This is a genomic window from Geminocystis sp. GBBB08, assembly GCF_016743215.1.
Taxonomy (GTDB): Bacteria; Cyanobacteriota; Cyanobacteriia; order Cyanobacteriales; family Cyanobacteriaceae; genus Geminocystis.
On the sequence record NZ_VRZC01000096.1, the window covers coordinates 1 to 14,517 of the forward strand.

Sequence of the window (14,517 nt, forward strand, 5' to 3'; positions counted from 1 at the left end):
TTAAATTTAGGTTCAATTTTTTCTCGAAAATCTCTAATCTAAAAAAATTAAAAGTTATGTAAATTATTCTTAACCAAATCACAACTAAAAAAGAAAATAAGTTACAATCAAAACTAGAGCGTGAGAGGATAAATCATTATGTATAAATTATTAGCTACAACCATCGCCATTGTAACGACATTTTCCTTCGTTATACCTGTTAGTGCTGAAAATCCTACTCATCGACAACAATTGTTGGAAACAAATCAATGTATGGGATGCAACCTCAAAGGAGTTGATTTACAAGGTGAACACTTAATAGGTGCAGACTTGAGAAATGCAGATTTACGTTATGCAAATTTAGAGGGAGCAAATTTAGAAGGAGCAGATTTAGACGGGGCAAATTTACAAGGTGCAGATTTAAGTAAGGCTTTTTTGACTAATGCTACCATGAATAATGCCAATCTTAATAGTGTTGATCTCAGTTATGCTATTATTTTTGATGCTCAAGTTTCTGGTGCTTCCATGAATAATATGAATATTGAAAATGCGATGATTATGGAAACTGGTATTGGAGTTGGTGGAGAATACTCTGATGAAAAATGATTAACAACAATGATAAGGAAATAAAAAAAATTAATGCAACTATTTAGTGGCTGCTGAATTAATCAGGAATTTTAAGAATCAAGGATTTAAACACACTACATCAACAAAAAAATGTGCAGTTTTAGCAAAAAAGGATTTAAACCCCTTGTTTACTGAAAAAACAGGTAATGTTTATAAAAATTACATACTCTAATTCTAACAAGGGGCGGCCATCCCATTGCCCTGTGTATCATTACCCATTGCAAGAGTGCCTATCCTCATCAAAATACTTTTTCAGCAAACCCTACTTAGCTATCATTTATTCAATAACTTTACAAATCTTTATGTTTTGATGAATGAAAAAAGCAATTTCACTGATAAAATCAGATAACAACTAACCTTGTGGATTAGAATAGCCTAGCCCAAAGATAGTTAAATACAATCCCATTAATATTTTTTTAATCCTTGTTTTTACGGGATAGTCTCAGCTAATAGACTTTGTTTTGTGGAATATAAAATATTGTATCATTATATTCAAAAACAATTAGCATATATAAAATAATACTTAAAGTTATCTTAATCTTGGAGGTTAAATTTTCATGAAGTTATGGCATCGTGTTGTAACCCTATTTAGTTTCATGTTATTCTTATGCTCATTGGCTTTTTCTCAACCTGCCCAAGCATTAGATTTTAATAGTATTTTACAAGTAAATCCTCGTTTAGTTGCTGTAGAAAATAGCCGACGGAATGTAGCTGACGATTTATTACGCACTGAATTTGGCCAAAAAATTGACGTAAATAATAGCGATATTCGTGATTTTCGTGAATTAAGAGGTTTTTATCCTAAATTAGCTAGTATTATCATTCAAAATGCCCCTTATGAGCAGGTAGAAGATGTTTTACTTATACCTGGATTAAGTGACACCCAAAAAGAAAGACTACAAGCTAATCTCGATAATTTCACTGCTACCCCTATCTCAGAGGTATTTAATGAAGGTGACGAGCGTTATAATGCCGGTGTTTACTAAAGCCAATTAATAGTAATGGGTGAAGGGGGGGTTAAATTTTAAAAGTATTATACAGTTACATACTCCGATTCTAACAAGGGGCTTAAGCCCTTTGCCAAACCATTAAAACTATTGCCCGAATAATTTAGAATTTAAAATGAGGAAATTGAGCATCGTTGCCCATTCCTCACAAAGTCAAGTTTTTAACATTTGGGTGAAGGCAAGACTTTTAAGACTAGAAAAATGTTACACAAGAAAAGTTGTCTTTTTAGGGATTCTTATAGCATAGTCAACGAACTCGTTTTGTAAGGTTTTCTTCCCCCGCCCACTTTCGGAATCTTTTCCACCAAATCTTGTCCAACACCAGTTTTTTAAATACACCTGTGCTATCCCTAACATTACCAACTTTTTAACGCACCCCCTAATTATTAGTTGCCATTTTCATAAGAATTTCATGGGTATTTATCTCTTTTTCTCCATTTTGGCAAATGTGACGAATATAACTACCATCAGATTGTAATTCCCATGACTGTGTATTGTCAGAAAGCATAATGCCTAAAATTTCTTGTAGTTGTTTAAGTAATTTTGGATCTTCTATCGGGGTAATCGCTTCCACTCGACGAGATAAGTTACGCCCCATCCAATCGGCACTACCGATATAAATTTCTTCTTCACCATTATTATTGAAGTAAAAAATGCGGGAATGTTCAAGAAAACGCCCGACAATACTAATTACTCTAATATTATCACTGATACCTTCAATATTTGGAAGTAAACTACACATACCCCTTATAATCAAGTCAATTTTCACACCAGCTTGAGATGCACGATATAAAGCCTGAATAACTGGTAAATCTACTAATGAGTTCATTTTTGCGACAATTCTCCCAGTGCTACCATTTTTGCAGTGTTCTATTTCTCTTTCAATCATACCTATCATGCGATCGCGCATTGTTACGGGAGCGACTAATAATTTGCGAAAAGCCTTTTGTTTAGAGTAACCGGTTAAAAAATTGAATAAATCTGTTAAATCAGCACCTAAATCTTCCCGACAACTAATTAAACCAATATCCGTATAAAGTTTAGCGGTTTTTGGGTTATAATTACCAGTGCCGATGTGAACATAACGGCAAATTTTATCTTTATCTTTGCGTACCACTAAAATAATTTTAGTATGGGTTTTTAAACCTACAATACCATAGACAACGTGAACTCCTACTTTTTCTAATTTTCTAGCCCAAAGAATGTTATTTTCTTCATCAAAACGAGCTTTTAATTCCACTAACGCTACAACTTGTTTTCCATTTTCCGCCGCTTCAATCAAGGCTTTAATAATAGGAGAATCTCCAGAAGTGCGATAAAGAGTCATTTTAATCGCCATAACATGGGGATCATGAGCAGCTTGAGTAATAAATTGTTGTACAGTAGCTGTAAAAGAATGATAAGGGTGATGTATCATTATATCCGACTTGCGAATCATGGCAAAAAATTGTTCACTAACGCTATTATCATCATCATTTTCTTTCGCCATTTCCAACTCTTGAAATTGGTCAAAAGGTGGTGGTGTTACACCATTCCAAGGCTTATCTTTTAATTCAGGTAAGGGCAAACTAGTTAAAGCGAATAAATCATTTAAGCCCAATAAACCATCAATTTCATAAATATCCATCTCCTCTAAATTCAAGCCTTGCATTAACATTTGTTTCACATTATAAGGCATAGTACTATGAATTTCTAAACGTACGGCAGAACCAGCAAAACGCCGTCTTCGTAATTCTTGTTGTATGGCTAACAATAAATCGTCTGCTTCGTCTTCTTGTACCCCCAAATCGGCACCACGAGTTAAACGAAAATTATGACATTCTTGAAGATTCATGCCAGGAAATAACGATGATAGATGGTGGGCAATGACTTGTTCAATAGGGATACCAACCCATATCAAATTCTCTTCCTGATGATTAACTTGACGTAATTCAAGGGGAAAATTAACAAAACGAGGGAGAGTTTTCGGTACTTTTACTCTAGCAAATAATTCTGCTCCTGTATCCGGATTTTTGACTAATACTGCCAAATTTAGGCTTAAATTAGACATATGAGGGAAAGGATGACTAGGATCAACGGCTAAAGGAGTTAGTACTGGGAATATGTTATTATCAAAATATTGATGTAAATAATTCCTTTGTTCTTGATTTAAATCAACAAAATTAATTAAATGTATTCCATGATTAATTAGTTCTTTTTTGAGGTTATATTCAAAATTTTCTACCTGTTGTTTAACTAATGGGCGTAAACGGGTATTAATCTCTTGAATTTGTTGTAAAGGTGTTCTACCATCAGGGGTTAATTTGGTTACTTCAGCTTCGATTTGTCGTTTTAAAGCGGCTACTCTCACCATAAAAAATTCATCAAGATTAGCACTAAAAATAGCGGTAAATTTTAGTCTTTCTAATAACAATGTTTTCTCGTTTAAGGCTTCTTGTAAAACTCGATAATTAAACTCTAACCAACTTAATTCTCGGTTAAAATAGTATTGAGGATTTTCAAGATTAATAGCTTGATCTTTCATGTATTTTTTATGTAAAGTAAATGAATTAAAGTTTGTAGTAAAGGCTTTAGCCCTAATTTTAATCAAACTTATTTAATCATCTTATCCTGACAAGATTAACAATCACATTATGATTAGGTTAATAAACTATTAAATTATTTTACTTTCAATCATCATTTTAACGACATCACCCATTTGATAACGAGCTTTCCATCCCAGTATTTTTTGGGCTTTTTCTGGGTTGCCTTTGCTAATAGATAAATCTGTAGGCCGCAATAGTTCAGGATTACTGATAACATAATCATGCCAATCAAGATTAAAGTAACTGAAAGCAGATTCCACAAAATCTTCTAAGGAATAACTTGCCCCCGTCGCAATTACATAATCATCGGGTTGCTCTTGTTGTAACATTAAATACATTGCTTCTACATATTCTTCCGCCCAACCCCAATCTCTTTTGATTTTTAAATTTCCCAATTGTAATTGACTTGCTTTTTTTTGATGAATGTCACAAACAGTTTCCACAATTTTTTGAGTTACAAATCGTTTCGATCGCAATGGTGATTCATGATTAAATAAAATACCAGAACAAGCAAAAATATTATAAGCCTCTCGGTAGTTCGCTACTTCCCAAAAAGCCGTAGATTTAGCCACCGCATAAGGGCTTCGAGGACGAAATGGCGTAGTTTCATCCCCTGGGCGATCGCCAATATCTCCAAAACACTCACTTGAACTAGCATTATAAAACTTAATATTTTTACCAGTAAATCTAATGGCTTCTAAAAAATTTAAAGTTCCCGTGATAATGCTTTCTAAGGTTTCTACTGGTTGCTGGAAAGATAAACTAACAGAAGTTTGTCCAGCTAAATTATATATTTCATCAGGTGCAAATTTAGTAATAACCTGTAAAACACTACGAAAATCATTTAAAGCCATAGATTCTAGTTGTACTTTTTCTTTGATGCCCAAAAAAGCTAAATTTTTAAAGGAAGATAGTTCTGCATCTCTGGATGTACCACAAACAAGATAATTTTTTTGAAGTAATAATTTAGCTAAATAAGCACCATCTTGTCCTGAAATTCCACAAATTAAGGCTTTTTTCATCATTTTTAAATGTCATTAAAAAGGTAAATTTTGAGAGATTCTTCAACAAACTCAAATTTACTGAATTTTGTGATAACTTAGGTGATTTCTAATAATAAATATACCTACATGATCCCCCCTAACCCACCTTAACAAAGGGGGAATTATAAAGAAAAATGGTAAATTCTTTTTTGGAAACCGCCTTAATCTTAATTTAACTCCACACTATCAGCATAACTATATAATTCTATCCCCAAGTTTTTCGCCACAGGTAAGGCACGATCATCCACCATCGGACAAATCACCATTTTACGAGTCGCTTTTCTGTGATGACGTTTTTCGTAGAAGGATACTTTTCGATCAAAGATATACATTCCCGCCTTGTCCATATTAGATTTTATTTCACAGAGAATTAATAACCCATTTTTGATAATAACATCAATTTCGACTTGATCTGGTCTGCCAAAAACTTCTCCTTGATCATCAAAATCATTAACATTAAGAACTTGTACACCAAAAGATTCTTCGAGTATAGCTTTAAGACCGTTACGAAAACTAGCTTCCGAATATAATCCCCATCTTGATCCTAAAGCCCCGATCGTACTGTCATATTTTCTATCCAGTTTTTTGATTTGTGTCAGAGTTTCATCGATTTGATGTTGCATTTTATCCAACCTTTGGCTATTTTCTTCCCAACGGCGATTATTTTCTTCCCAACGGCGATTGTTTTCTTCCCATTGATTACTTTGTTCTTCCCAACGGCGATTGTTTTCTTCCCATTGATTACTTTGTTCTTCCCATTTACGAGTTTGTTCTTCCCATTTACGAGTTTGTTCTTCTCGATCATGCCTTAGTTCTGCCAAAATAAGATCAAACTTTCGATCAGTTTCTTCTTTAGGGGAATAATATTCAGAAACGGTACGCAGGATAAAGTCTCTAATAGTCGGATCTTTTGCTATCAGTTCGGGCAACTGTTGTTGGATAATATTTTTAATTTCAATTTCTGTCATTATTTATTATCTATTTTATTGACTTTTGTGGCTATTTTCATTATATAGTAATCCTTTGTGAGCTTTACGTCAGTTCGACAAAAAAAGTTGAAATATAATTGATATTTAAAAGGGGTTCCATAATGGTAAATTTTCAGGTAAAGATTCACAAGCTAAAGTTATTTTTCCTTTAATTAAACTACCTAAACTCTGCCATTGATTAACAGTAAAATCAACAAAATTAATACTAATATTTTCTGATAATTCTCTGCCTTCCTCTAGCATTAAATTCATAATTATTTCTGAAAAAAATAACTCAACTTCTTGAATATTTGCATCAGTTATATTTACTAATAAAGTAATATTTTCTTTTTCATAATAGCTATTAATTTTAATTAAAATTTGACTAATTGCTGTTGATAATTCTTGTTCTTCAGTTTTCCAATCAGGAAAGATAACATAATTATGATTATTAGCATTAATACTTACTAATTCTTCAATATTAGCATAATTAATAGCGTCTTGATTTTCATTTTCTAAGGTAATTTTAGCGGTAATTTTTGGGAATAAATTCTTCCATTCTTGTTCATTTAAGTTACTAATTAAAGTAAAATATAAGATATTTTCTAAGTTTAATTCTTTCTCTAACATCAAATTCATAGCTATACCTGATAAGAATAAATTAGCATCTTCTTCGGTTATTCCAGTGGTATCAATTACGAGAGTTATTATCTCACCTCCCTCAATAGGAGTAAATTTTTGAGTTAGTTTATCAATTAAATGAGTAAAAGCCATCGTCAATTTTTCTTCGTCTGTTTGCCAATGGGGGAAAATTAGATAATTAATTTTTGTTAATTCTATATCCTTATAGTTAATAATCTTTTCTTCTCTTAAATTTAACCATTGATCACAGTTATCTTTTTTTAATAAAAGTTCCGCAAATTTTTCTTCTAACAAATCCACGGAATAATATATATCAAAAAATTCTTTTGCTCGTTTAATTCCTTGTTGAGATATTCTTTTCCAATCTTCTTTCTTTGCTAGTAAACGTAATAGGCAAAACCCAAGACTGAGAGGATTATTTTTCTGAAATTTTAGTCCACTAATACCATGCTCTATAATTTCACTCGCCCCTCCTGTCGCACTGGTAATGGTTGTTAAACCGGCGGCCATTCCCTCTACTTGGGAAATGCCAAAAGGTTCATCCCATACGGACGGAAAAATAAATACATTGCGATCTCCATAAAGTTTAATTAAACTATCCCGTGATTGATAACCAATTAGTCTAACTTTATCGTCCATTCCATTATCAGTAATAAATTTTTCTAAACTCTCTTTAAATTCGGAAACAGGAGTAGCACCTGCTAAAATACAATCAAAATCAAATCCTTCATGGTGTAAAATCGCTAACGCCTCTATGAGAGTTTGAGGTCCTTTATATTGAGAAATAATACTGGCAAAAACGATTTTTAATTGATCAAATATAGGTAATTTTTCTTGTTTAAAATCATCTACATAGGCCCCTGGGTAAATAACACTAATATCATTAAATTGATAACCTAAATTAAGAGTATTATTTTTAACATGATAGCTACAGGTACTTAAATGATATAGAGGGTGATTTGGTTTTTCTACTAAACTATATCCGGGTTGATTAAAAGCTAAATGATTGATAACAGGTATATTATGATTGAAAAATGGTTTAAAAATATTTGCTCCTAACAAATCTATATTACCAATTAAAACAACATTAGGCTGAAAATCTTTGATAATTGTCTCAATATATTCGTTATTTTTGCTAATTATTTGTTTTAATTTTTCTGAATCTTTAATTACAGTAGGTGGAAGTTGTTTATAGTCACCATAAAGTATTAATTTTCTATCTATACCCAATTCTAATTCCGTTATTTCTTTGAGGTAAGAAGCATCAGATGTTAAGACTTTTACTTGATGCCCTCTTTCTCTTAAAATATTAGCAAAATCAGAAATGTATCTTCCATAACCCCCTAATTCTTGAGGAGGATATATATTATTAATTACGAGAATTTTTTTATTTTTAAAAGCAAACATTTATAATATATAAATTAATTTATAAAGATTAGTTTTGGTTTTAAGAGTTTTTTAATATCATAATTTAGCCAATTTAATATACTAATTACTCTCTCAAAGAGAGTGTGATTTTCATAACAATTTTTTTGACCTTCTTTCGCCATTTGGTAAGCTAAATCTGGATTTTTTTGTAATTCTATAATCTTATTAAGCAAATCTTGAGGATTATTTTCATCGTAAAAGATAAGATGTTTTTGATCTTCAAAAAAGGTTTTAGATTCTTCACCAATAATACTATTTTGTAATAATACACCACCACAAGCCATTACTTCCATTGGTCTATTAGTTAAAGTTTGAGAAATAGAAGGCAAATTGAGTTGAATCCGATATTGATTTAGTAAATCCGCATATTTTTTTACTCCTTCTGTGGTCAAAAACTCATTTTTGTCAGCATTATTATAAGTATATTCAAAAATATCTACTTGTCCTGATTCTCTTAATAACTCAATTAGTTTTCTTCTATCTTGATAAGTTTCACCAGAAAAGTAAGCAGATATATTACCTCTAAAAGCGGCACGGTTGATTTTATTTTCAAAAGGTTTTATGGGGCGAAAATATTGAGGATCGATCGCAAAACACAAAAATAAACTTGGTAAGTCAATCTGATAATTTTCTTTTAAAAACTGTACATCTGGTTCATGATGACAAATTAGACGATCAATACACAAGGATGCGGTAGAGATAGCTTCAGACATTTGTTGTTGCCATTGTAAGTTATTTTGAGTGACTTTAGCAGAGTAATTTTCTTGCAATAAGGCAATTTTTTCGACCTTGGCTTGTCGCCATCTTTCTTGCCATTCAAGAGATCTATGTAAAGGTTGAGAATGCCAGTCAAAACCAGCTAAAAGCATTATATCTCCTGTTGGTTTTTCGAGATATTCCCATAAACCATCATCATCAAGAGGTTTTGTGTTATTCCAATTAGCTTTTGGTGCAAAGACTCTATTTAATAAACCTTGTTTCGCTAAAACATTCACCCAACCTCGCCACATATTCCAACCATGGGAACCACAGGCTTTTAAAACTTCATCAATTTTAGGTAAATGTCCTGATTTGGATTTTGTAAGTAAATTATTTGTTTTGGAGTTGTGATATTTTTCCATTGCTCAAGAGTAATAACATTAAATTGTTCTCTGGTAATAGATAAATTTTCTTTGTTTAAGGAAATTTGATAATCAATTTTATTCTTAATTAATTTCAACTGTTGAGAGGTTAAATTACCGATAAATACAATTTCAGTGGTTTCAGGTAACTCTATTCCATCCTCTAACATTAAATTCATTGTCACACCAGAGACTAATTAACTGGCATCTTCTTCATTTTCGGCATTAGTTATATCGATAATTAAAGTAATTTCTGAACCTTGAGGGTGATTTGCTATTCCTTTTAATACTTCGGCAAGAGTTAAAGATAATTCTTCTTCATCTTGTTGCCAATCAGGGAAAATAATTAAATTAAGGGTTTGAAAATTAATATCAAGTAAATCATTTTCTAAGGAAGTTACAGAAAGATTAGATATATCTTGAATATTGCAAAAAGCTATTTTTTCGATATACATAGGTAAATACTCAATGTCTAATCTGATACGATATTGAATCAAGATCAATAGTTTTTCCCATTGTTGAGAGGTTAAATTACCAATAAAAGCGATTTGCGTTGCTTCTGATAACTCTATGGCTTCCTCTAACATTAAATTCATTGTTACAGCAGATACCAAAAGTTTAACATCCTCTTCATTTTCGGCATTAGTTGTATCAATAATTAGAGTAATTTCTTCTGCTTGAGGATGAGATGCGATCGTACTTAATACTTCTGTTAGGGTTAATGATAATTCTTCTTCGTCTTGTTGCCAGTCTGGAAATATTATGAGGTTAAGAGTTTGGAAGTTAATATTAAAGGAATTATTAATAGATTGAGCGTTTTCTAATAAGAGATTCTGACAAGTTTCTGCGGTTTTTGCCCCAGAAAATTGTTGTGCCTGTTGAAAACCTTTATTTCTCAACAAATCTCTAACTCTAGGTTTTTGTATCTCACACAAAGCCTCCATCATTCCTTGTACATCGTCAGAATTAACGTAAAATACGGCATCTCCCCCCACTTCAGGAATAGAAGAGTTAGGACTGGTAATAACAGGACAACCACAAGTCATTGCTTCTAAAACAGGGAATCCAAAACCTTCATATTTAGAGGGAAATACTAATGCGATCGCACCATTATAAGCTATTTTTAATTCCTGATCACTTAACTGAAGTGAATAAATAGAACAACCTTGAATATATTGTCGATATTGTTCAGGAAAATAGCCTTTATTTCCAGTCCAAATTATGTCAAATCCCGATTTGGTGGGTAATTGAGCAAAGGCTTGGAAGAATAAAATTTGATTTTTATAACCTTGAAATCCCTCATTACCAACTAAAAGATAATAAGGTTTTTGAATATTATATTTATGACGAAAAGCAAAAATTGCTGATTCGGAAACTAACCCAAAATCTTGATCAGCCGCTAACAAAGCAACTGTAATTCCTTTATTAATTGTTTCAGGAAAAAATTTCTGCAAATCTTGAGCGGTGTTTTCTGATATACTAATAAAACTAGAAGCATAATTAATCGCATCATGTTTTCCCTTCCAATAAATATGATCTGTTTCCCATCCCATTACTTCTGGAATTAGATCATAAATCATCATTACTGATTTTGTGGTTTTGGGAATAGTGTAATATGTAGAAATAAATAAGTCAGCTTTTTCTTCATCACAGATCTGTTGCAATAAAAAGCGATCGCTTTCTAAATTGTTAGGATTATAAGGGGGAATAGTTCGATAGCGAATACCAGGTATTTTAGGGGCAGTGTTGGTACGATCAAGGACTAAAATATGATTACTAAAATCGCTATTTGCCCATTGTTCTAACAATGATTTCCAAACTCTGGCTATTCCTGTTTGATTGAGTTGGAAAAATACCCCGTCAATTAAGATTATGGGTGATTTTGGTTCGGAAATATTAACAGGTTGTTTAGATTGTGGATAGTCACTAAAATTAATTAGATTTGTTGATAGAAAATCGTTATTTTTCTGTAAAAAAGTTGATATATTTTGAATGTTTTGTAGAATTACCTGTTCTTTATCCGATAAATTACTATTTTTTTCTCTTAATAAAGTTACTAAAATTCCTCCATATTTAACCATTAATCCTTGAACTATTAAATAACTAGCAGTTTGTTTAGTTTTAGGATCGTTAATATGTTTAGTGATATTGGTAACAAATTCTTTGAGCATCTCCCCAAAAATTTCTGGTACTGACAATTGGGATAAAGATTGATTAAAAATTTTACCAACATAACTATCCCAACTACCATAATCTGGCATTCTTCTCATTTGCAGTAATGGTAGAGGAACATAAGCAAATTCCCCTAAAATTGATAATTCAGATAATAAAAGAACATCCGGAGCAATAAGAGATTTACCCAAAGATACTTTTTGTAACGCATCTGCTCTAAAAAGACCATACACTGGACTTGCATAAGCTAATCCCCACAGTATCATATTCAGACGAGAGAGAGGATCTAATCCTCTTGTTTCAATACATCCACCAATAGAATCAAAACTTTCTCCTTTTTCATTAATCCAATTAGCTTGAGGATAAGCTAAAACAACATTCTGATTTGATTCTAAAACTTTGACACAAGACGATAATAATTTTGTATCTCTATCATCATGGCCAGATGACCAAATAAAATACTTTCCAGTGGACATTTCAACTACTTTTTTTGCATTAAAAGCAGCTCCTATATTTTGGGAATTACGATTAAGAACTATACGATGATCTTTTTCCGCATATTGTTGACAAAGTTCAAAAGTTTTATCTTCAGAAGCATTATCCGAAATAACTATTTCAATATTTTGATAATCCTGATTTAACCAAGATTCAATTGTTTGAGCTATAAATTTTGCTTCGTTATAGACAAATATTCCAATACTTACTAAAGGTTGATTATTCATAAAATTAATATATTTTACCTGTTCTTTGGTAAGGTTTAATGCTGAAAGTAAATTAATAGCAAAAGCACTGATTTTATAGCTAGTTAAATAATAAATTAAATTGTTATTTTAATTGGTTAAAATCGCTTTCTGTAATACCCAATTGTTTGAGAATTTCTTTAAATAATCAACCACCAATTTTTGCATTACCATGAATGGGTATGGTTGTTGGTTGATCGCCCATCTTGATAAATCTAACGAGCATGACTTCCCTATTTGGCGAAGTTTGCTAAATCCTAATTTAAGGGCTACTTTTTCTAATTCTTTGGCTTTATCGGGTGTAAGCAACGGTTAATTTCACATCGAAGGGTAATTGTTTTTGTAAATTAATATATTTTAAATCATTTCAAATACATTGACTAATTCAGATTCTGTTTCTTCGAGAGTTTTCTCCCATGAATGACAACCTAAAATGGCAGGAATATAAGCAACATAAAGACAATTATCATCAGGACGAGTAACAATTGTATAATCTTTGAGATAGTTCATATAATTAACTGAATTTATCTAAATTAGGGGACTTCAAAAGATTCATCAATTATAGTTAAATCATTAGTTTTTTTAAGGAAGCCAATTTTCATCTAAAATTTGTTCCAGAGGTGCGAAGGGTTTTTCTGGAAAGATATTAAGAGGGAGTTGAGATTTATCACTGACAATTTCTCTACTATCTTGATAAGATTCTTCAAAGATATGTTGTAAATAGGGTTTAAGACTAGGACTAGCTTTTAATTCTTTTTTTATTTGTTTGCGAAAATTACGGATTTCTCCTTGCCAATGTGCTTGATTTCTTTCTTTTTCTGATTCCCAATAACCTAACGTCAAAAGATGTTCGATCAATCTCATTAATAAACTTTCCAGTTTTCTTTTATCACTTCTGCTCAAACCTAATACCTCCTCAATTAAATTCTCCCAATCAACGGAATTAAAATCTCGATCTTCTAGTTTTTTTACGGTTTCTAATATCCAAAGATTATAATCAGTATCGTACAAATTTGTGTGGTTTTTGATTAATTGGGCTACCATTAAGACTACCTCCGATGTTGACTAATTTTATTATAAATTATTTTCATGGAAGAGTTTAAGGAAGTGATCGATGTTTGCATTGGGAGAAGGAAGGGATCGATCGTTGTATCTCACTGGCAAGATGCCTGTTTTACGGGAATGGGGAGGAATGATCTAGTTAGTACTTTTTTATTGTCATAAAATAATTACTTAATTTATTTCAGCCTATTTTTGTTAGGGAAGCCAATTTTCATCGAGAATTTGTTCTAGAGATGCGATCGGCTTTTCGGGGAAGGTGTGGAGAGGAAGTTGGCAACGCTTGGCGGCTATAGCTCGACCTTTGTCATAACAATCTTTTAATTTTTCTAATAAATAAGGTTTAAGAGAAGGGCTATCTTCCAGTTCAATATTAATCTGTTGCCGAAAATTTAAAATTTCCCCTTCCCAATGCCCCTTATTGTAATAATACTCGGAATACCAGTATTTTAGCTTTAATAAATGCTCAAATAATTTAATCAAAAGACTTTGAAGTTTTCTTTTATCCCTTTTACTCAAATCTAATACCTCTTCAATTAAATTCTCCCAATCAACAGAATTAAAATCATTATTTTCTAGTTTTTTAACTGTTTCTAATATCCAAAGGTTATAGTCAGTATCGTATAAAGTTTTACTTTCAGTTTTTAATTGAGCTACCATATTCTTTGCCCTTAGTTTTTGATCTAGTTCCAATTATAGGTCATTTCTAAGAAACGGTAAGGTGCGATCGAGCTTTTAAGAAAAGCTATTTAAGGAAGCCAATTTTCATCGAGAATTTGTTCAAGAGGTGTGATCGGCTTTTCGGGGAAGGCATTAAGGGAAAGTTAAGAATGTTTAGAAGCTAATTTACGCCCTTTTTGATAACAGTCAAGAAATTTATTGTTTAAATGGTTATTTAAACTGGGACTATCTTCTAATTCTTCCATGATTTGCAGTCGAAAATTCAATATTTCTCTTTCCCAATGACCTCGATTTCTTTCTTTTTCGGATTGCCAATATTGTAAAATCAGCAAGGGTTCACCTCAGTTCGATGCAATAATATTGGGTTTAGGAAGGTTTCAGGTATCTGGTAGCAGGTTTCGCACTTAAAGTGCGCTCGAACATTGATTAGTCAATCAAAGGATTGAAAAGAAAAAAATCAATTTA

13 protein-coding genes and 2 pseudogenes are annotated in these 14,517 nt (G+C 31.8%); 4 read left to right on the forward strand and 11 right to left on the reverse strand.

Translation table 11 applies throughout. The features are described from left to right. Positions 1-252: 252 nt before the first annotated feature. The 3 genes and pseudogenes from FWJ34_RS19570 to psbU form a co-directional block, all read left to right on the forward strand. Positions 253-351, forward strand: a pseudogene (locus tag FWJ34_RS19570) (pentapeptide repeat-containing protein); the annotation flags it as partial. Beyond that, positions 345-407 (forward strand): annotated as a pseudogene (locus tag FWJ34_RS19575) (hypothetical protein); the annotation flags it as partial. The pseudogenes FWJ34_RS19570 and FWJ34_RS19575, both read left to right, overlap by 7 nt. Positions 408-1,163: 756 nt before the next feature. Next, on the forward strand, positions 1,164-1,592 hold the full coding sequence (gene psbU, locus FWJ34_RS12540) for a photosystem II complex extrinsic protein PsbU (protein ID WP_308255661.1): 429 nt from the start codon (positions 1,164-1,166) through the stop codon (positions 1,590-1,592). Between the two features lie 400 nt (positions 1,593-1,992). Here psbU and ppk1 read toward each other — a convergent pair whose 3' ends face one another. The 7 genes from ppk1 to FWJ34_RS12575 all read right to left on the reverse strand — a co-directional run bounded on the left by ppk1 (position 1,993) and on the right by FWJ34_RS12575 (position 12,294). Next, positions 1,993-4,137: a polyphosphate kinase 1 gene (gene ppk1, locus FWJ34_RS12545; RefSeq protein ID WP_308255662.1), complete on the reverse strand. Its 2,145-nt coding sequence runs from the start codon at positions 4,135-4,137 to the stop codon at positions 1,993-1,995. Between the two features lie 129 nt (positions 4,138-4,266). Further along, positions 4,267-5,223: a GDP-mannose 4,6-dehydratase gene (locus tag FWJ34_RS12550; RefSeq protein WP_308255663.1), complete on the reverse strand. Its 957-nt coding sequence runs from the start codon at positions 5,221-5,223 to the stop codon at positions 4,267-4,269. Between the two features lie 185 nt (positions 5,224-5,408). Continuing rightward, on the reverse strand, positions 5,409-6,209 hold the full coding sequence (locus FWJ34_RS12555; RefSeq protein ID WP_308255664.1) for a DUF3782 domain-containing protein: 801 nt from the start codon (positions 6,207-6,209) through the stop codon (positions 5,409-5,411). 105 nt (positions 6,210-6,314) lie between these two features. Beyond that, complete coding sequence (locus tag FWJ34_RS12560) at positions 6,315-8,258, reverse strand: glycosyltransferase family 4 protein (protein ID WP_308255665.1); 1,944 nt, start codon at positions 8,256-8,258, stop codon at positions 6,315-6,317. A 14-nt stretch (positions 8,259-8,272) separates the two neighbouring features. Continuing rightward, positions 8,273-9,400, reverse strand: a complete 1,128-nt coding sequence (locus FWJ34_RS12565) for a glycosyltransferase (protein ID WP_308255666.1) — start codon at positions 9,398-9,400, stop codon at positions 8,273-8,275. Further along, positions 9,316-9,579, reverse strand: a complete 264-nt coding sequence (locus tag FWJ34_RS12570; protein ID WP_308255667.1) for a hypothetical protein — start codon at positions 9,577-9,579, stop codon at positions 9,316-9,318. Before FWJ34_RS12570 ends, FWJ34_RS12565 begins: the two co-directional genes overlap by 85 nt. 18 nt (positions 9,580-9,597) lie before the next feature. Continuing rightward, complete coding sequence (locus FWJ34_RS12575) at positions 9,598-12,294, reverse strand: glycosyltransferase (RefSeq protein WP_308255668.1); 2,697 nt, start codon at positions 12,292-12,294, stop codon at positions 9,598-9,600. 190 nt (positions 12,295-12,484) lie between these two features. On the opposite strand from FWJ34_RS12575, the gene FWJ34_RS12580 reads away from it, so the two are divergent. Beyond that, positions 12,485-12,628 (forward strand): hypothetical protein, encoded by a 144-nt coding sequence (locus FWJ34_RS12580; RefSeq protein ID WP_308255669.1) that lies wholly within the window; start codon positions 12,485-12,487, stop codon positions 12,626-12,628. Between the two features lie 41 nt (positions 12,629-12,669). Here FWJ34_RS12580 and FWJ34_RS12585 read toward each other — a convergent pair whose 3' ends face one another. The 4 genes from FWJ34_RS12585 to FWJ34_RS12600 all read right to left on the reverse strand — a co-directional run bounded on the left by FWJ34_RS12585 (position 12,670) and on the right by FWJ34_RS12600 (position 14,384). Next, positions 12,670-12,822 (reverse strand): type II toxin-antitoxin system HicB family antitoxin, encoded by a 153-nt coding sequence (locus FWJ34_RS12585; RefSeq protein ID WP_308255670.1) that lies wholly within the window; start codon positions 12,820-12,822, stop codon positions 12,670-12,672. Positions 12,823-12,894: 72 nt separating this feature from the next. Next, positions 12,895-13,356: a DUF29 domain-containing protein gene (locus tag FWJ34_RS12590; protein ID WP_308255671.1), complete on the reverse strand. Its 462-nt coding sequence runs from the start codon at positions 13,354-13,356 to the stop codon at positions 12,895-12,897. A 213-nt stretch (positions 13,357-13,569) separates the two neighbouring features. Continuing rightward, positions 13,570-14,031 carry a DUF29 domain-containing protein gene (locus FWJ34_RS12595; RefSeq protein WP_308255672.1) on the reverse strand — a complete coding sequence of 154 codons (462 nt, stop codon included), beginning with the start codon at positions 14,029-14,031 and terminating at the stop codon, positions 13,570-13,572. A gap of 164 nt (positions 14,032-14,195) precedes the next feature. Further along, the gene (locus FWJ34_RS12600) at positions 14,196-14,384 is read right to left on the reverse strand and encodes a DUF29 family protein (RefSeq protein ID WP_308255673.1); all 189 of its coding nucleotides are present in this window, start codon (positions 14,382-14,384) and stop codon (positions 14,196-14,198) included. Positions 14,385-14,517 lie beyond the last annotated feature (133 nt).

Excerpts from the sequence above, each read along its gene's own strand:
- FWJ34_RS12575 (WP_308255668.1), bottom strand. The coding sequence starts at position 12,294 with ATGAATAATCAACCTTTAGTAAGTATTGGAATATTTGTCTATAACGAA.
- FWJ34_RS12565 (WP_308255666.1), bottom strand. The coding sequence starts at position 9,400 with ATGGAAAAATATCACAACTCCAAAACAAATAATTTACTTACAAAATCC.
- psbU (WP_308255661.1), top strand. The coding sequence starts at position 1,164 with ATGAAGTTATGGCATCGTGTTGTAACCCTATTTAGTTTCATGTTATTC.
- FWJ34_RS12590 (WP_308255671.1), bottom strand. The coding sequence starts at position 13,356 with ATGGTAGCCCAATTAATCAAAAACCACACAAATTTGTACGATACTGAT.
- FWJ34_RS12585 (WP_308255670.1), bottom strand. The coding sequence starts at position 12,822 with ATGAACTATCTCAAAGATTATACAATTGTTACTCGTCCTGATGATAAT.
- FWJ34_RS12580 (WP_308255669.1), top strand. The coding sequence starts at position 12,485 with ATGAATGGGTATGGTTGTTGGTTGATCGCCCATCTTGATAAATCTAAC.
- FWJ34_RS12570 (WP_308255667.1), bottom strand. The coding sequence starts at position 9,579 with ATGAATTTAATGTTAGAGGATGGAATAGAGTTACCTGAAACCACTGAA.
- ppk1 (WP_308255662.1), bottom strand. The coding sequence starts at position 4,137 with ATGAAAGATCAAGCTATTAATCTTGAAAATCCTCAATACTATTTTAAC.
- FWJ34_RS12595 (WP_308255672.1), bottom strand. The coding sequence starts at position 14,031 with ATGGTAGCTCAATTAAAAACTGAAAGTAAAACTTTATACGATACTGAC.
- FWJ34_RS12550 (WP_308255663.1), bottom strand. The coding sequence starts at position 5,223 with ATGATGAAAAAAGCCTTAATTTGTGGAATTTCAGGACAAGATGGTGCT.
- FWJ34_RS12560 (WP_308255665.1), bottom strand. The coding sequence starts at position 8,258 with ATGTTTGCTTTTAAAAATAAAAAAATTCTCGTAATTAATAATATATAT.
- FWJ34_RS12555 (WP_308255664.1), bottom strand. The coding sequence starts at position 6,209 with ATGACAGAAATTGAAATTAAAAATATTATCCAACAACAGTTGCCCGAA.